Annotated in this window: 9 protein-coding genes, 9 pseudogenes and 1 riboswitch; of the genes and pseudogenes, 4 read left to right on the top strand and 14 right to left on the bottom strand. The window is 41.1% G+C overall.

Translation table 11 applies throughout. The features are described from left to right. Positions 1-16: 16 nt before the first annotated feature. The 4 genes and pseudogenes from moaE to moaA form a co-directional block, all read right to left on the bottom strand. Positions 17-476: pseudogene (gene moaE, locus E3U36_RS10635) on the bottom strand (molybdopterin synthase catalytic subunit MoaE). 15 nt (positions 477-491) lie between these two features. Next, positions 492-722 (bottom strand): annotated as a pseudogene (moaD, locus tag E3U36_RS10640) (molybdopterin synthase sulfur carrier subunit); the annotation flags it as partial. Further along, complete coding sequence (gene moaC / locus E3U36_RS10645; protein WP_180816502.1) at positions 719-1198, bottom strand: cyclic pyranopterin monophosphate synthase MoaC; 480 nt, start codon at positions 1196-1198, stop codon at positions 719-721. The pseudogene moaD and the gene moaC, both read right to left, overlap by 4 nt. 32 nt (positions 1199-1230) lie before the next feature. Continuing rightward, positions 1231-2210, bottom strand: a pseudogene (gene moaA / locus E3U36_RS10650) (GTP 3',8-cyclase MoaA). Continuing rightward, a riboswitch (molybdenum cofactor riboswitch) is annotated at positions 2200-2349 on the bottom strand. Its footprint overlaps the pseudogene before it by 11 nt. A 238-nt stretch (positions 2350-2587) precedes the next feature. On the opposite strand from moaA, the gene E3U36_RS10655 reads away from it, so the two are divergent. Next, the gene (locus E3U36_RS10655; protein ID WP_180816503.1) at positions 2588-3541 is read left to right on the top strand and encodes a gluconeogenesis factor YvcK family protein; all 954 of its coding nucleotides are present in this window, start codon (positions 2588-2590) and stop codon (positions 3539-3541) included. A gap of 73 nt (positions 3542-3614) precedes the next feature. On the opposite strand, the gene uvrB is transcribed toward E3U36_RS10655, so the two are convergent. The 5 genes and pseudogenes from uvrB to bioB all read right to left on the bottom strand — a co-directional run bounded on the left by uvrB (position 3615) and on the right by bioB (position 9512). Continuing rightward, entirely contained in the window at positions 3615-5627 is a 2013-nt protein-coding gene (uvrB, locus tag E3U36_RS10660) for an excinuclease ABC subunit UvrB (protein WP_180816504.1), read from the bottom strand. 556 nt (positions 5628-6183) lie between these two features. Further along, positions 6184-6861, bottom strand: a pseudogene (gene bioD, locus E3U36_RS10665) (dethiobiotin synthase). After that, positions 6854-7603: a malonyl-ACP O-methyltransferase BioC gene (bioC, locus tag E3U36_RS10670; protein ID WP_369412941.1), complete on the bottom strand. Its 750-nt coding sequence runs from the start codon at positions 7601-7603 to the stop codon at positions 6854-6856. The pseudogene bioD and the gene bioC overlap by 8 nt, the downstream one beginning before the upstream one ends. Then, positions 7596-8481: pseudogene (locus tag E3U36_RS10675) on the bottom strand (8-amino-7-oxononanoate synthase). Before E3U36_RS10675 ends, bioC begins: the two are co-directional and overlap by 8 nt. After that, positions 8481-9512, bottom strand: a pseudogene (gene bioB, locus E3U36_RS10680) (biotin synthase BioB). The pseudogenes E3U36_RS10675 and bioB overlap by 1 nt, the downstream one beginning before the upstream one ends. Before the next feature lie 97 nt (positions 9513-9609). Here bioB and bioA point away from each other — a divergent pair. Continuing rightward, positions 9610-10884, top strand: coding sequence for an adenosylmethionine--8-amino-7-oxononanoate transaminase (bioA, locus tag E3U36_RS10685; RefSeq protein WP_180816506.1), 1275 nt, complete (start codon positions 9610-9612; stop codon positions 10882-10884). A 12-nt stretch (positions 10885-10896) separates the two neighbouring features. Here bioA and pgl read toward each other — a convergent pair whose 3' ends face one another. Further along, a complete protein-coding gene (pgl, locus tag E3U36_RS10690) occupies positions 10897-11889 on the bottom strand; it encodes a 6-phosphogluconolactonase (RefSeq protein WP_180816507.1) in 993 nt (330 codons plus the stop codon). A gap of 224 nt (positions 11890-12113) precedes the next feature. Beyond that, positions 12114-12305, bottom strand: a complete 192-nt coding sequence (locus tag E3U36_RS10695) for a hypothetical protein (RefSeq protein WP_180816508.1) — start codon at positions 12303-12305, stop codon at positions 12114-12116. Between E3U36_RS10695 and E3U36_RS10700 the strand changes: the two genes are divergently transcribed. Continuing rightward, positions 12299-13222: an IS5 family transposase gene (locus E3U36_RS10700; RefSeq protein WP_180816509.1), complete on the top strand. Its 924-nt coding sequence runs from the start codon at positions 12299-12301 to the stop codon at positions 13220-13222. The two genes, E3U36_RS10695 and E3U36_RS10700, sit on opposite strands and share 7 nt — an antisense overlap. 57 nt (positions 13223-13279) lie before the next feature. On the opposite strand, the pseudogene msrA reads toward E3U36_RS10700, so the two are convergent. The 3 genes and pseudogenes from msrA to E3U36_RS10715 form a co-directional block, all read right to left on the bottom strand. Then, positions 13280-13819 (bottom strand): annotated as a pseudogene (gene msrA / locus E3U36_RS10705) (peptide-methionine (S)-S-oxide reductase MsrA). Positions 13820-14076: 257 nt separating this feature from the next. Further along, positions 14077-15603, bottom strand: a complete 1527-nt coding sequence (locus E3U36_RS10710; RefSeq protein ID WP_180816510.1) for a peptide MFS transporter — start codon at positions 15601-15603, stop codon at positions 14077-14079. A 451-nt stretch (positions 15604-16054) separates the two neighbouring features. Continuing rightward, a pseudogene (locus E3U36_RS10715) lies at positions 16055-16907 on the bottom strand (IS5 family transposase). A gap of 90 nt (positions 16908-16997) precedes the next feature. Between E3U36_RS10715 and upp the strand changes: the two are divergent. After that, a pseudogene (upp, locus tag E3U36_RS10720) lies at positions 16998-17624 on the top strand (uracil phosphoribosyltransferase). Positions 17625-17627 lie beyond the last annotated feature (3 nt).

Raw genomic sequence — 17627 nt, forward strand, 5'->3', positions numbered from 1 at the left:
TTCAATAAAAATTGTGTTACCAACGCTGAAATGCGGCTTGATCACTCGCTCTGGCCTCAACCCAACGACTGTTTTGTCCTTGCGCTAAATGCTCTTTTTTTCCAAAATGGCGCTTTTGTTTTCATATAATCCATAATAAATTCTGCCGCTAAAAAAGCGCTACTACGATGACCGCTAGTAACACCCACAAACACGATTTCCTCACCTGGCTGTAAAGTACCAATCCGATGAATAATACAGATACGTTGCAACTGCCAACGACCACGCGCTTCATTGACAATATCCTGTAACGCTTTCTCTGTCATGACTGGATAATGTTCAAGAGTGAGGGTGTTAATACTATCACCCAAGTTGTGATTACGCACTTTACCAGTGAAAGTAACCACCGCACCATCATCATAACATTGTGCTAACCATTCATATTGTTCACCAACATTAAAATTCGCTTGTTGAATAAGCAATCGTGTATTTGTCATTGATCCTCCCGTTACCGGTGGAAAAAATGCGATTTCATCGCCAGCAGTGAATGGATGCTCTGACTGTACAAAGGTATGATTGACCGCAAAAAGCAGTTTTTTGTGATCTAGTGCTAATGCCCAGCGCTCTCCACGTTGGCTTAATGCATCACGTAATTCTTCTACGGTGGAATAACGATTTTCTAACTCTAACCTATCAGTGCCTGTCAATTCACGGACTTGGGCAAAGAAAAGCACTTTAATCATGGTGTTACCTTAAAATCACCGGATTTACCACCCGTTTTTTCCAATAATCTAACCGTACTAATCACCATATCGTTCTGCACCGCTTTACACATATCATAAATGGTTAATGCGGCAATTGATGCAGCGGTCAACGCTTCCATTTCAACTCCAGTTTTACCGGATAACCGACAATATGACTCAATTCGAATGCTATTATTGCTTGTTTGTGCTTCCAGTAAAACTTCCACTTTAATGAGTAATAGTGGATGGCAAAGCGGGATCAGATCCCACGTTTTTTTGGCGGCCTGAATGCCAGCAATCCTAGCGGTAGCAAAAACATCACCTTTATGATGACTACCATTGATAATCATATTAAGCGTCTTAGCATTCATTGTTATAAATGCTTCAGCCCGCGCTTCACGTATGGTTTCCGCTTTAGCAGCCACATCCACCATATGCGCCTCACCCACTGAGTTGATATGGGTTAATTGAGACATTTTAAGCTCCTTGAGATCGCTAAAAATCGCATTTATCCCCCAATAATTGAAAGATTTGACGTGATACCACTATCTCCTTGATGAAGAAAATGGCTTGCACGTTTTAACTGTAATTCTGCCCGAATACGTGCTTTTAATGCCTCAGATTGGGATGCATCAACCAATAGATCGCGTAAAATAATACTGCGCTCGCCAAACAGACAGAGATGAAGATGACCGATAGAAGAGACCCGTAAGCGATTACAACTTTGACAAAAATTCTGCTCATAAGGCATGATTAAACCAATTTCACCATAGTAATCAGGGTGCTTAAAAACCTGGGCCGGTCCATCAGAACGACAGCGTGGTATTTGCTGCCAATTTTGCTCTAATAACCGCCGCCGGATCTTTTCGCCTGAGACATGGTGACGACGAAATATTTTATCACTCTCGTCAGTTTCCATTAATTCAATAAATCGTAGTTGGATTGGCCGCAGTTTGATCCAGTTGATAAAACTCGCTAAATTACTGTCATTGATGTTTTTCATCAACACAACATTGACTTTTATTTTTTCATAACCTGCCTCTAAAGCAGCATCAATCCCGGCCATGACTTAAAAAATTTATCTTGCCCGGTAATGGCTAAAAACTGTCGCGGATCAAGACTATCAACACTGACATTAATGTCCGTTAAACCGGCATTTTTCCACTGGCTAACATTTTTGGCTAGTCGATAACCATTAGTAGTTAGGGCAATTTTCTTAATCGCATGGTTTTGTTTGATTGTAGCAATAATGTCAATAAAATCACGGCGCATGGTGGGTTAGCCGCCGGTTAAGCGAATTTTTTCGGTACCAAGCTCAGCGAAAGATTTAGTCAGAAAAGCAATTTCCTGCAACGATCAAAAGGCTTGATCACCATTCGGTTTATATCCATTAGGTAGACAATATGTGCAGCGAAAATTACATACATCCGTTATGGATAGTCTTAAGTAGTAGAATTTACGGGCAAAAGTATCAATAAGTTGAGTCATAATAACGCCTTTCCAAATACTGGAGATGCAGGCATTTCTACCTTGCACCCTGGTGGCTGATAAATGCCACGGCCTCAATACCCTATTTAAATGTTAAGTTCACAAACTTAGGTAAAAAGGCTAGGAGTTAATAACACCACATACAATAATAGCGTAATGTAATGATTGCTATAAATCTTATTGCTAAATATTTAAAAAAGCGATTAAGCACTCAAATCTATATTTTGCAATTCAACAAGTTAATCAATTAGCTGAAAATAATGTAATATAAAAGAATGACAAAGTTATTGTTTAATATCACGTTAATTTAATAAGGTCTGATATTTGATAATCAATTATGTCAAACCCTATCAGCAAATAATAAAATAGGGGAAGTAATGCATAATCGCAGTATTCTTAATAATTTAGGGCAAGTTGTCGCGCTGGGTGGTGGTCATGGCTTGGGTCGGGTGATGTCATCCCTTGCCTTTCTAAATTCTCAATTAACAGGGATTGTCACTACAACTGATGATGGTGGCTCTACCGGTCTAATTCGCCGTTCTGAAGGTGGTATTGCCTGGGGAGATACGCGCAACTGTTTAAACCAATTAATTACGGAACCGTCGATTGCATCAACTATGTTTGAATATCGTTTTGCCGGTAACGGTGAACTTGGTGGCCATAATCAGGGTAACTTAATGCTAAAATCACTTGATCATCTCAGTGTTAGGCCGTTAGATGCGATCAACTTAATCCGTAGTCTCTTAAAAGTGAAGGCGCATCTTATTCCTATGTCCGAGCAACCAGCTGATTTACTGGCAATCGATTTGATGGGCAATAAAATCTATGGCGAAGTTAATGTTGATCAACTCACCTCACTACCACAAAAATTAATGTTATCTCCTCAGGTAAGTTGCACGCCAGAGGCTCTCGATGCTATCCATAATGCTGATTTGATCATCATTGGCCCAGGTAGCTTTTTAACCAGCCTGATGCCTTTATTGCTAATGAATGACCTAACGCAAGCATTACAAGCATGCCGGGCAGCAATCATCTATATTGGTAATCTTGGTAAAGAACTAAACCAACCCGCTGCCAATATGCAACTAACCGAAAAAATTGCAATGATTGAAAAACACATTGGCCAACAGAAAATTGATGCGGTTATCGCTGGTCCAGTAACAGATACATCAAGCCTACCAGATCGAATCGTACTCCAAAGAAAACTGGCTGACCAAAATGTCTGTTACCGTTATGATCGAGACTTATTGCGCCAGGCTATTGAAGACATGGCACACAAAATTCATCAACTTAAACCTTTTAACTTATCTCCTTACCCGAATGCCAGCTAACGGCTTGCTTGGCACCCACCCCGCCTTAGAGGGCGTGGCTGCACCGCACTGCGGATAAAAATTGTCTAATGCTTTAAGAATTAGCAATAAACTGTTCACGTAGCAATTGAATTTGATCGCGTAAACTGGCTGCTTGTTCAAATTCAAGATCTTGTGCATAAAGATACATTTGTGCTTCTAACGCCTGAATTTTAAGCTCCAATTCTTTGGTCGAAAGTTTCTGATAATCTTCGATAATCGGTGATACTTGCGGTTGTTTATGTTTCCCTTTTGCCGATACTGGTACACCGACTTGTAAAATATCGCCAACTTTTTTATTTAAACCTTTAGGTACAATACCATGCTGTTGATTAAAGGCGATTTGCTTTTCGCGACGACGTTCCGTTTCTTTAATCGCTTTTGCCATTGAATCAATAACCTTATCGCCATATAAAATAGCTTTACCTTTCAGGTTACGCGCTGCACGCCCAATCGTTTGAATTAATGAACGCTCTGAACGTAAAAATCCTTCTTTATCTGCGTCTAAGATAGCAACTAGTGATACCTCTGGCATGTCCAACCCTTCACGCAACAAGTTGATGCCCACTAAAACATCAAAGACGCCTAATCGCAAATCACGAATAATTTCGACCCGTTCAACGGTATCAATATCTGAATGCAAATAACGAACCTTTATGTCATGTTCTTGCAGATAATCGGTCAAATCTTCTGCCATTCTTTTGGTTAACGTTGTTACTAGTACCCGTTCATTTACCGCTGTACGCAAATTGATTTCAGATAACAGATCATCAACCTGAGTGGCTACCGGACGAACTTCAATTTCTGGATCGAGTAAGCCAGTTGGCCGCACAACTTGCTCAATAATTTCATTTGCCGATTTTTCCAATTCATACTTACCTGGCGTGGCAGAAATATAAATTGTTTGTGGGGAAAGTGCTTCAAATTCCTCAAAACGTAATGGGCGATTATCCAACGCAGAAGGTAAGCGAAAACTATATTTTACCAATGTCTCTTTACGCGAGCGATCACCACGATACATACCGCCAATCTGTGGGATGGTGACATGCGATTCATCAATAACTAATAAACCATCTGCGGGTAAATAGTCAAACAACGTTGGTGGTGGTTCACCGGTTGCACGGCCAGAAAGATAACGTGAATAATTTTCAATACCAGAACAATAACCCAATTCATTCATCATCTCTAAATCAAACTGGGTACGCTGTGTTAACCGCTGCTCTTCAACAAGTTTACTATTTTCCAGTAGTAATTTACGTCTTTGTGCCAATTCAGTTTTAATCTGCTCCATGGCTTCAAGGATACGCTCACGCGGAGTTACATAGTGGGTTTTAGGATAAATGGTAAATCGCGGTACATTATGTTGGATCTGTCCGGTTAAGGGATCAAAAAGCGCTAGCCGTTCTACTTCCTCATCAAATAATTCAACTCTTAACGCATATTGATCTGATTCGGCAGGAAAAATATCAATCACTTCCCCCCTCACTCTAAATGTACCTCGCTGAAATGCTTGATCATTGCGGCTATATTGCAAATCGGCCAGACGGCGTAAGATAGCTCGCTGATCAATAATCATACCTTTGGTTAAATGAAGCATCATTTTTAGATAGCTATCAGGATCACCTAAACCATAAATCGCTGATACCGAAGCAACAACAATAACATCACGTCTTTCAAGCAGTGCTTTAGTGGCAGAGAGTCGCATCTGTTCAATATGTTCGTTAATAGAAGCATCTTTTTCAATAAAGGTATCGGAGCTTGGAACATACGCTTCTGGTTGATAATAATCATAATAAGAAACAAAATATTCCACCGCATTGTCAGGGAAAAAAGCCTTCATCTCACTATATAATTGTGCAGCCAACGTCTTATTGTGAGCCATTACCATTACCGGGCGGTTAACCTGCTCAATAACATTAGCGATAGTGAATGTTTTACCCGATCCAGTGACACCAAGTAAGGTTTGATGAGCCAATCCATCATTAAGACCTTCGATTAATTTCTTTATCGCTGCAGGCTGATCACCGGCAGGTTGAAATTCAGCATGCAATTTGAAGACTTTACTCATCTAACCCTCTCTACTAAAAATATTTCTTTATCATACTGGATAAAAAAACAGTTTCAATGACAGCAGAAATCAAAACCCAGTTTCATCCACAACCAATTATTTACATATATTTATCATTTTGATAACTTAGTTATCCCCAAGCTTTTTTTACCTTGAATTATATTTTATGCTAATCAGCCAATGTAAAACTTTATTATATATCATTTCAGACTTGATTTTATATAACATGTTAATATTTATAAAATTTCACTTCAGAGCCGAGAATGGCATCAACTGCCCGCCAAGCCTCATCCCATCTCGGTTAGAGTAACTTTTCTAGATCTAATACACCAGGTTATCCACAGAAATAGTGGATAACTCAAGAAATTCTTTTCAGCACCAATAGTTGTAAGATTTTCACTTGAGCATTTGCAAAAATTTTTGCAAAAAAAATAATCACAAAAAAATTTTTTTATAAGCAAAAAAAGAAAAATAGCATTTCATTTGTTGCAATTAAGCTAATTCAAGCAAAATATGGCTAAAGCGGCATAACGCTTTAGCCCCAAAATTACTCCTATTACAGTAGGTTATCTAAATTGACAAATTTGCCAATCGAATGAGATTGCCAATTCGGCAAATGCGGAATAACGCCTAAACATGGTGCTGACAGCCGTTGCTGTAATGTTAACAAATAATCCTTCTGATATTGACCCGGTAAAATAATTTCATTAGCCACCCATTCTGCCAATAATAAGCCACTTTGCTCAATGGCCTGTGCGGTTAATATTGCATGGTTAATACAACCCAATTTAATGCCAACTGTTAATATCAATGGCAATTGCTGTTGTATAACCCAATCAGCCAAAGTGTGCTCAGCACAAAGCGGTGTATACCATCCACCAGCACCTTCGACAATAATCCAGTTAGCAGATTGTGTTAATTTATTTAATCCTGTATGCATTATTTGCCAATCGATAAGCTCCCCTGTTAGTTAACTAGCAATATGGGGTGAAGTTGCTTGAGCAAAAACGATCGGATTAACATCATGGTAATTCAGTTTCACGCTACTATTTTTTCTTAATAATTGAGCATCTGAATTTCTTAAGCCAATGGTTAACTGTTCACTGCCTGAGGCTACCGGTGTATAGCCCGCTGTTTGATAACCCTGATCGGCAGCCGCTTGTAGTAGCGCACAGCTGACGACAGTCTTACCCACATCTATGTCAGTTCCGGTGACAAAAAAACATCTATTCACGATATAACATTCCATAAACCAGTTGATAAGTTAAAGGAAATTGCTGATTAATATGAGGATAATGATCAACCAGTTTAGCTAACTGATTTTTTGTCATTAGACCCTGCTGCTGACGCCCCTCTGTTAGATAAGTCGCGCCAATACCCTTTATAGATTGAAGTAAACAGGCAAATGTAGGGTAAGTTAAATGCCAGCAACGCTGTTCTAAACTATGCGGCCAATCACGACAAGCCTGCTTAATTTGTTCAAAAGTCATAAAAGAATTAATGTGCCGGTTATTATCAACTTTTTGCCAACACTGTTGTAGCTCTTGTAATGAGCCATCGACTAAAGTAGAAAAAGCAACGACTCCACCCTTTTTAGTAACACGATATAACTCACTTAATGGGGTAGATAAATTACTACACCACTGAATAGCAAGATGACTAAAACAGAGATCAACACTTTCATTGGCCAGTGGTAACCTCTCCATATCGGCTTGGATATAGCTCATAGCCGCTTGCTTTTGTTGAGCAATGGCTAACATTGATGCCGACAGATCGAGGGCAATAACCCGTTTTTCGGCTAACTGCCACTGCGCACTGAAATAGCCGGTACCACAGCCAGCATCCAGCACTTTTTTACCAGGTATTGCAGATAAGCAATTAAACAGATGTTGGCCACTTTGTTGTTGAAATAAGGCAATATTGTCGTAATTTTTGGCCGCCCGCCCAAAAGCATGAGCAATCGCTTGCTTATTCATCGGCGTCGTTGTTAAAGAAGTCATTTAATGTTTCCATTAACTGTGCAATATCGGCTAATTGATGATTTGCCATTAAGGTGATCCTTAATCTTGCACTACCCGCTGGTACCGTTGGCGGCCGAATAGCTTGCACCCAAAATCCTTGCTGGCGTAAAAATTGAGATAACTGTAAACAACGTTGATTACTACCAACAATGAGTGGCTGAATTGCGCTAGTTAACAACTACCTCTGCCTTCATGGCCTCTTACGCCAATACCATGGGCATCATCCACTAATAACCACGCCTGCGCTTGCCGCGTCACTGCATGTAATTGAGCTAAAGGGGCTCTATCGCCATCCATACTAAATATACCTTCAGTAGCAACCAGTGTTTTACCATTATGATTGGTCGCCAAAAGATGCCTTAAGGCGTCAGGTTGATTGTGGGCAAAACGTTGTAATCTAGCTGGCGATAACATCGCGGCTTCCAGTAAGGATGCATGACTGAGTTTATCGGCCACAATATGATCATTTTTGTTCATTAAGGCCGTTATTACACTTTGATTTGCCGCATAGCCGGAAATAAATAACAAAGCACGGGGGTAACCTAACCAATCGGCAAGCTGTTGCTCTAATTGGGCGTGAGCGCAATTAAAACCGATAACATGACCATAGCTTCCACTACCTGTTCCATATTGGCTTAATCCTGTTTGCCAGGCTTTAATAATTGCCGCATGATGACTTAATCCCAGATAATCATTACTTGAAAAATTGACATACTGCTGTTGTTCAAAGATTAGCGTACACGCATCATTTTTTTTATTAGCTGCCGCTGCCGCCACAATGCTTGCTGCTTGCGCATATCAAGTTGACGAGTTAAAAATGTTGACCAATTCATTATAGTGCCGCGTTATAAAACTGTTCCGTATCCACTTGCATCATCGCTTCTTCCAGCCGCTCAATTTGCTGGTGGTGAGTCAAGGCGGTTGCAAGCGGTTGAGGATTAATCTTTAGCTTGCGAAAAAGTTGCTGATCTTTATCTTCTGTGGGATTAGCGGCCGTCAATAACTTACAGCCATAAAAGAAGGAGTTAGCCCCGGCCATAAAACAGAGTGCTTGCATCTGTTCATTCATCTGTTCACGGCCAGCAGAAAGCCGGACAAAGGAGGTTGGCATCATAATACGGGCAACAGCGATGGCGCGAATAAAGTCAAAAGGATCTACATCTTCATTATCTTCAAGGGGCGTGCCTTTTATTTTTATTAGCATATTAATCGGCACACTTTCAGGAGCCTGCGGTAAATTAGCTAATTGAACCAATAGCTCCGCACGATCAGTCACCTTTTCACCTAAACCAACAATTCCACCAGAGCATATCTTCATTCCTGCCTGACGAACTACATCAATCGTATCCAGCCGTTCTTGATAGGTTCGAGTGGTAATAATACTGCCATAAAATTCAGGTGAGGTGTCCAAATTGTGATTGTAATAATCAAGTCCCGCCTACGCTAACCGGTGTGCTTGCTGATCATTTAATTTACCCAGTGTCATGCAGGTTTCTAGGCCTAACGCTTTGACTTCTTTCACCATGGATTCGAGATAAGGCATATCGCGTTCATGGGGATTACGCCAGGCAGCGCCCATACAAAAACGGGTTGAACCGGCTTTTTTGGCTTGTTTAGCCGATTCGATCACTTACTGTACTTCTAATAGTCGCTCGGCTTTTAATCCGGTTTTATAGCGAGCACTTTGGGGGCAATATTTGCACTTTTCCGGGCAGGCGCCGGTTTTAATTGAGAGTAAAGTACTAATCTGGATCTGTTGCGGATCAAAATGTTGACGATGAACTTGCTGAGCTTGAAAAAGTAATGCAAAAAAAGGTAAATCAAATAGTGCTCGTGCCTGGCTAAGTGTCCATGGTTTTTCCATATTCACCATTCTCTCTTCTGAAACAAAAAGTATTGCCAGTTTAAATCACTGCGTTATAATGTCAACTAAAATAAATATAATTAGTTGACTATGGATAATGAAAATCTACAATATTAATTTTGATGCGAAACATATTTGGCACCCATACACTTCAATGACCAAACCAATACCAGCCTATCCTGTCGTACGCGCTTCAGGTGTCGAACTTGAATTAGCTGATGGCAGAAAATTGATTGATGGTATGGCTTCCTGGTGGGCAGCAATTCACGGCTATAACCATCCCGTACTCAATCAAGCCGCTACAGAGCAATTAACGAAAATGTCCCATGTAATGTTTGGCGGCATCACACATCCAGCAGCGACTGCTTTGTGCCGACAATTAATCGATATAACTGATGATAAATTAGAGTGTATTTTTCTGGCTGATTCCGGCTCAGTTGCGGTCGAGGTGGCATTAAAAATGGCATTACAATATTGGCAGGCACGAGGCGAAGCGCGCCACCAGTTTATTGCCTTACAACAAGGATATCATGGTGATACCTTTGGTGCTATGTCAGTTTGCGATCCGGAAAACTCGATGCATAGTCTTTATCGAGGCTATCTACCCGAACATATTTTCGTGCAAGCGCCTCAATGCGGTTTTTATCAACAATGGCAAGCTGACTCTCTGATCCCATTACAAAAAATACTAACCGAACGGGCAGACAAAATTGCTGCCATTATCGTTGAGCCGATCGTTCAGGGAGCGGGCGGTATGCGAATTTATCACCCTAATTATTTGACGGCTGTGAGAGAATTATGCGATCACTATAATATTTTGCTGATTGCCGATGAAATCGCCACCGGGTTTGGCCGTACCGGCAAATTATTTGCTTGTCAACACAGCGGCATTGCGCCGGATATTTTATGTTTAGGTAAAGCGCTAACCGGTGGTTATGTTACTCTGTCAGCCACTCTGACCAGCCGTTCTATCGCAGAGACTATCAGCCTAGGTAAAGCCGGCTGTTTTATGCATGGGCCCACTTTTATGGGCAACCCACTAGCCTGCGCGATCGCTGATGCGAGCATAACATTACTAAGAAATAGCCCATGGCAGAAATGGGTGAAAAACATTGAAACTCAATTAATGGCTGAACTCTACCCACTGCGAGAGCAACCGCAAGTTGCTGACGTGCGAGTTTTAGGCGCAATTGGTGTTGTTGAAATGAAAAGCCCCGTCAATGTGCCTGAATTACAACGTCATTTTGTTGCTGATGGAGTCTGGATCCGGCCATTTGGTAAATTAATTTATTTAATGCCACCCTATATTATTACCGCTGAACAGCTGACTAAGTTAACGCAAACGATAAAAAAAATAGTCATCAATCTGTAAATTAAAAATAATTTAGTTTTTAATTATATGGGTCGTGATCCACATCGGCCCTTTGCCAACCGGATACCAATCTAATGCTTGTAGCACGCCAGTCACCGCATCTATTTTATAAACCGCAATATGATCGGACTTTTGGCCTGCAGCCAGCAAAAAATGACCGCTTTGATCAATATTGAAGCCACGCGGTTGAGTTTCGGTTGCATAAGCTGCCATCGGCGTTAATACTAACCCCTCTGCTGTCACCTCGAAGTGGCGAATAATACTGGCAGAACGTTCACTAGCATAAAGATGACGACCATTTGGCGTAATATGGATATCGGCAGCCCAAGGTTTACATGCCGCTCCGGCAGCTAAAATGTCACAATTTTGCTTTTGCTGATAAGGTTCAAATGCAGAATAAACATTAATGGTGGCATCTAGCTCATTTAAACAATAAAAAGCGGTGTGGTTGGGCGAAAATGCCAAATGGCGGGGCCCTGCGCCTTCGTTAGTTGTGATCCGATAGGCAACCTGTTCGGTTAAATGTCCATTGTCATTGATGGTATAAACGCGGATCTGATCTTCCCCTAGACAAGGGACAAACAAGTGTGAATTATCAAAACTTACTCCCGATGCATGCGGATGTTTTAAATCGCCAATAACTTGAATTGGTGATTGAGCGATCCCCTGTTGATCAACCAGTAACACCATTAAATTACCTTGATGGTAAGAGGGAATAAATAACCAACGCCCCTGATTATCAGTTTCAATATGGGTTGGTGTGGCGGGAATAGCGGTAATGGCCTTTTGGCTGAGTTTTCCTTCAGCTGAAATAAGATAAGTAATAATCGCAAAATCAGGACGGATACCAACATAAAGGTGTCGACCATCACGACTAATCTGCATCGGCTGTACTTCACCTGGTAATGTCAACTGTTGCAATAATGTCAGTTTGCCCTTTTCATCCATTGACCAAACATGAATTTGCTTGCTTTCTGGACTGGCAACATACACCACCTGTTTCATTGCTTAACTCCTCAGACATGATTCAACAAAATAGCCTCAGTTATCATATCCGATTTGCTGCTAAATAATGACAAAAATAGCCAAATGGTTAATAAAAAAATTTATGCATCAGCTGACTGATGTCACTATATTGCAGGTTTTTATAAATTATCACTGTGTGATTAAAGTTTATATTTACCGATAATAATTACTTGACTGTTGAGAGCCATTGAATATAGCCTTATTCAACTAAATTTAGTATTCAGATCATCACCAATTAAATTAAATCCTATAAAAAATCTGTTGTTTAAAAGTAAAAAAATAATATTATATAGATATATAAGATATTTTTTTGGGCTTTGTTGAATAAATCGAACTTTTAGGTGATTGGCGGAGCTGATCGCTAAATTCGTTTCAACATCAGGTCCCCATGGCAAAGCAAAAGTTTAAAATTACCAACTGGCCCGCGTACAACAAGGCACTCAGACAACGCGGTTCCCTGACGGTCTGGCTTGATGAGTCGGCCATCGCTGGATGGACTGACAGTTCTTCGCCTGAAGGTCGTGGCCGGCCGCTTTACTACAGCGATATGGCTGTTACCACTGTCCTGATGATGAAGCGTGTGTTTAACCTGTCGCTCCGGGCATTACAGGGCTTCGTTGATTCGATTTTTAAACTCATGTCTTTGCCGCTGTGCTGTCCGGACTACTCGCTGGTCAGCAGACGAGCAAAGAGCGTCAACATCAGCATAAAAACGCCAACGCGTGGTGAAATCTCGCATCTGGTCATCGACAGTACCGGTCTGAAGGTCTTTGGCGAAGGTGAATGGAAAGTCAGGCAGCATGGGGCTGACAGACGAAGAGTGTGGCGCAAGCTTCATCTGGCAGCAGACAGTGTGACTCATGAGATTATCTGTGCCGACTTATCGCTCAGCGGAACGACAGATGCGCAGGCACTGCCGGGCCTGATTAACCAAACCCACCGGAAAATCAGGGAAGTGTTAGCAGACGGTGCTTATGACGCCTGTTACTGCCACGACGCGTTGCTAAGAAAGAAAATCAGGCCCCTTATCCCGCCGCGAAGCGGAGCGAAATACTGGCCGGACAAGTACCATGAACGTAACCATGCGGTGGCGAATCAGCGTCTGAGCAGGAGTAATGATATGTGGAAAAAGAAAGTGGGTTATCACCGGCGTTCAGTGGCAGAAACAGCGATGTTCCGCATAAAAACTTTGCTGGGTGGCCATCTGAGGCTGCGTGACTATGAGGCTCAGGTAGGTGAAGCAATGGCGATGGTCAAAGCGCTGAACCGTATGACGTTGTTGGGTATGCCACACAGCGTCAGGATCGGATAACAGCTGTAGCAGAGGGAGCCATCCTGGCGGCTAATTCTGATTTATTCAACAAAGCCCTTACGATGGTGAGCGGCAATTGTTAGCAAAAAGTGAGCGTAGCTTTTGTAATTTGGCAGGGATTATAGCTAAACAATAACTGTTCTGTTGACCTTCATTCTACCAAAAATTTTGATGATATTTTTCTGCTGGATACCATTTTTTAAAAGGCTCTAAGGTAGTTACTATCGGTGCTGCATAGGTTTGTTGGGCATTATTTATCGCTATTTCGGCGGCTTGTTTTTGTTGCGCAGAGGTGAAGAAAATAGCGGAACGATATTGGCTACCAATATCATTGCCTTGCCGGTTTAACTGAGTTGGATCATGGGTAGCGAAGTGGATAGCTAGCAACTCATTATAATTTACTTGTTTTGGATCAAAAGCGATGCGAATAGCTTCTGCATGTCCTGTATTACCGTAGCAAACTTGTTCATAAGTGGGGTTTTCTACAGTTCCACCGGTATATCCGCTTTCTACCGATTTTACACCAATTACCTGTTCAAATATCGCTTCCGCACACCAAAAACATCCACCACTAATTACTGCATATTCAATAGTCATAGTGATTGACTTGTAAGCTGGTCAATAGAGTTAGAATCAATCAATACGATTTATCAAAAAAGATGATAGCTATTTTTGTCATATCAAATGAGTCGTCTGAGCCGAGTTTATTACTGTAATATAGTTTTAGGTTGGTAGCTATTCTAAGTGGCTAGCTTATAGTTTTGATGCTAAAAATAGTCAACATTTTGATTTTTATTCGTTATTAATATCTCCCCTTAATTTTTTGATTGAGGGGAAGAAATTCATTATTTAGCCTAAATTGTTTGTTGATCGACGTTTTGTAGCATTTTTCTGATAGGAATAATTAAGATTGCCAATACCGCAGCACAAATTATTAGGGCAATAGAAACTTGGGAAAATAGTGTTGGCATAGACTGTAACTGTTCTTTATTGATATTTCCGCCCATAATTCCTGCAACCAGATTACCTAACGCGCTAGCACAGAACCAAAGCCCCATGACTTGTCCGCGCATTTTTTTAGGCGCCAGTAATGTCATTGTTGCTAGTCCAATTGGACTTAAACATAATTCACCTAAGGTTAATAATAATATACTGCTGATTAACCAAATAGGTGAAACATTGACATTATGCATGATAACTATGTTTGCGGCTAGCATCATAACGGCAAACCCAGCAGCAGCAAATAAGATAGCTATGACAAATTTTGTGGTACTAGTCGGGTTTATATTGCGCTTAGCCATTGTTGGCCATAGCCAACTGAATAGCGGGGAAAGAGTGATTATGAAAAGAGCATTAATTGATTGAAACCAAATAGTTGGAATTTCAAAGCCATTATTAAGATGGCGATCAGTATAGTCACGAGCAAAAATATTAAATGAGGTCGGTTTTTGCTCAAAAGCTGACCAGAAAAATGTCGCTGAAATAAGTAGGATGAGGCAGACTAATAAGCGCATCCGCTCATTTTGATTTAATCCTGCCAGGAAAAACATATAAATAAAATAGAGGCTAACAAAGGCGGCAATGATATAAGCAAAACTTTTGGCCATAATGGTAGCATTAAATGGCACGATATCGGTCGCAATAAATATCACGATAGCGGCCAATAATACCATTACAAATGTGATCCATTTACCAATGTTTTTACTCTTGACGGTTGGTTGCTCCCAACTAGCATCAATACCTGTTTCTTTACTATAGCGACGCATTTGGGGGACGGCATAAAATCGGAAGATAAGTAGAGCAACCAGCATCCCAATTCCACCAAGGCCAAAGCCGATATGCCAACCATATTTTTCATAAAGTGGTCCAATAATTAACGGTGCAATAAATGAGCCCATGTTAATTCCCATATAGAACAGTGAAAATCCGCCATCACGGCGCGTATCATCTTTTCTATACAGAGTGCCAACCATAACAGTAACACAGGTTTTAAATAAACCCGTTCCAAGTGCAATAAATAATAATCCGATAAAAAATAGGCTATTACCCCAAATTGCAGAAAACGCGATGGAGAGATGGCCTAATGCAATAATTAGTGATCCATACCAAACTGCTTTACGCTGCCCAAGCCAGTTATCAGCTAACCATCCGCCAGGGAGTGAGGTAATATAAACTCCACCGGCAAAAATACCAACAATAGCGGATGCTTGCTCGATTGTTAATCCCATTCCTCCTTGCAATAAGGTTGCACTCATAAAGAGGATCAACAGTGGCCGCACGCCGTAAAATGAAAAACGTTCCCACATCTCAGTTAAGAAGAGAGAGCTCAGAGGATAGGGATGACCAAAGAAGGTTTTAGCTTTTGTTACTGTGCGTTGCATCTAAATATTCCCCATCAATACTCTACCAGTGAAATTATAAAAGTAAAAAATATTAGCCTTAAGTTATAAAATATTATCTTTTTCAGTTCAAATATTGCTGTTAATCCAATATCGTGCAATATTATTTTATGTTTAAATTATTAGAAAACTATATTTACTTTTATTTAAACCATTTTTTATAAAAAAGTCGACAAAAATATTATTTTTCCTATCTTAGATAGATTAAAAACAGAAAATATAGTTAATATAAATTTTTAAATTTAATTATTATTAAATTTAAAAATCATGTAAATCAATAAGATAAATGTTCATTTTCTGATTGTTATTATATCGTTTATAATAAATTTAATTTGAAGTAAAAAAATGATAAAGCCATCATTTAATCACATATTAGGGGCTTTGTTGAATAAATCAGAATTAGCCGACAGGATGGCTCCCTCTGCTACACCTGTTATCCGATCCTGACGCTGTGTGGCATACCCAACAACGTCATACGGTTCAGCGCTTTGACCATCGCCATTGCTTCACCTACCTGAGCCTCATAGTCACGCAGCCTCAGATGGCCACCCAGCAAAGTTTTTATGCGGAACATCGCTGTTTCTGCCACTGAACGCCGGTGATAACCCACTTTCTTTTTCCACATATCATTACTCCTGCTCAGACGCTGATTCGCCACCGCATGGTTACGTTCATGGTACTTGTCCGGCCAGTATTTCGCTCCGCTTCGCGGCGGGATAAGGCCTGATTTTCCGGTGGGTTTGGTTAATCAGGCCCGGCAGTGCCTGCGCATCTGTCGTTCCGCTGAGCGATAAGTCGGCACAGATAATCTCATGAGTCACACTGTCTGCTGCCAGATGAAGCTTGCGCCACACTCTTCGTCTGTCAGCCCCATGCTGCCTGACTTTCCATTCACCTTCGCCAAAGACCTTCAGACCGGTACTGTCGATGACCAGATGCGAGATTTCACCACGCGTTGGCGTTTTTATGCTGATGTTGACGCTCTTTGCTTGTCTGCTGACCAGCGAGTAGTCCGGACAGCACAGCGGCAAAGACATGAGTTTAAAAATCGAATCAACGAAGCCCTGTAATGCCCGGAGCGACAGGTTAAACACACGCTTCATCATCAGGACAGTGGTAACAGCCATATCGCTGTAGTAAAGCGGCCGGCCACGACCTTCAGGCGAAGAACTGTCAGTCCATCCAGCGATGGCCGACTCATCAAGCCAGACCGTCAGGGAACCGCGTTGTCTGAGTGCCTTGTTGTACGCGGGCCAGTTGGTAATTTTAAACTTTTGCTTTGCCATGGGGACCTGATGTTGAAACGAATTTAGCGATCAGCTCCGCCAATCACCTAAAAGTTCGATTTATTCAACAAAGCCCTGAAGGAGAGTAGCGTGAAAATCGTTGAGGTAAAACTACCCGTTAGTTAAACATAAATTGGGCTTATTGCGGGATAAAGATATTAGCACTAAACGTTTTCGTGAATTGTCCTCAGAAGTGTGCAGTCTGTTAACTGATGAAGCAACAACAAATTGAGAAACAAAAACAATTGCAATAGAAGGATGGTGTGGGCAGGTAAACATCGAGCAAATTAAGGGAAAAAAATTACTGTCGTGCCAATTCTACGTGCTGGATTGGGAATGATGGATGGGGTGCTGGAAAATATTCCCAGTGCCCGTATAAGTGTTGTGGGTGTTTATCGTGATGAAAAGACGCTGGAGCCTATTCCATATTTTCAAAAGCTGGCTTCAAATATTAATGAACGGATGGCATTGGTTGTTGATCCGATGTTGGCCACAGGCGGCTCAATGATTGCCACGATAGATTTACTTAAAAAAGAGGGCTGTCATGCTATTAAAATATTGGTACTAGTTGCCGCGCCGGAAGGTATTAAGGCACTGGAAGCTGCTCATCCTGATGTTGAACTTTATACTGCATCTATTGATGATCATTTGGATGAACATGGTTATATTGTTCCTGGTTTGGGTGATGCGGGCGATAAGATATTTGGTACCAAGTGACAT

The sequence above is a fragment of the Arsenophonus endosymbiont of Aphis craccivora genome, from assembly GCF_013460135.1.
Lineage (GTDB): Bacteria > Pseudomonadota > Gammaproteobacteria > Enterobacterales > Enterobacteriaceae > Arsenophonus > Arsenophonus nilaparvatae.

Bases quoted from the DNA above. Each gene is read 5' to 3' on its own strand.
- E3U36_RS10655 (WP_180816503.1), top strand. From the start codon at position 2,588: ATGCATAATCGCAGTATTCTTAATAATTTAGGGCAAGTTGTCGCGCTG.
- pgl (WP_180816507.1), bottom strand. From the start codon at position 11,889: ATGAAACAGGTGGTGTATGTTGCCAGTCCAGAAAGCAAGCAAATTCAT.
- E3U36_RS10710 (WP_180816510.1), bottom strand. From the start codon at position 15,603: ATGCAACGCACAGTAACAAAAGCTAAAACCTTCTTTGGTCATCCCTAT.
- moaC (WP_180816502.1), bottom strand. From the start codon at position 1,198: ATGTCTCAATTAACCCATATCAACTCAGTGGGTGAGGCGCATATGGTG.
- bioC (WP_369412941.1), bottom strand. From the start codon at position 7,603: ATGAATAAGCAAGCGATTGCTCATGCTTTTGGGCGGGCGGCCAAAAAT.
- E3U36_RS10700 (WP_180816509.1), top strand. From the start codon at position 12,299: ATGGCAAAGCAAAAGTTTAAAATTACCAACTGGCCCGCGTACAACAAG.
- bioA (WP_180816506.1), top strand. From the start codon at position 9,610: ATGAAAATCTACAATATTAATTTTGATGCGAAACATATTTGGCACCCA.
- uvrB (WP_180816504.1), bottom strand. From the start codon at position 5,627: ATGAGTAAAGTCTTCAAATTGCATGCTGAATTTCAACCTGCCGGTGAT.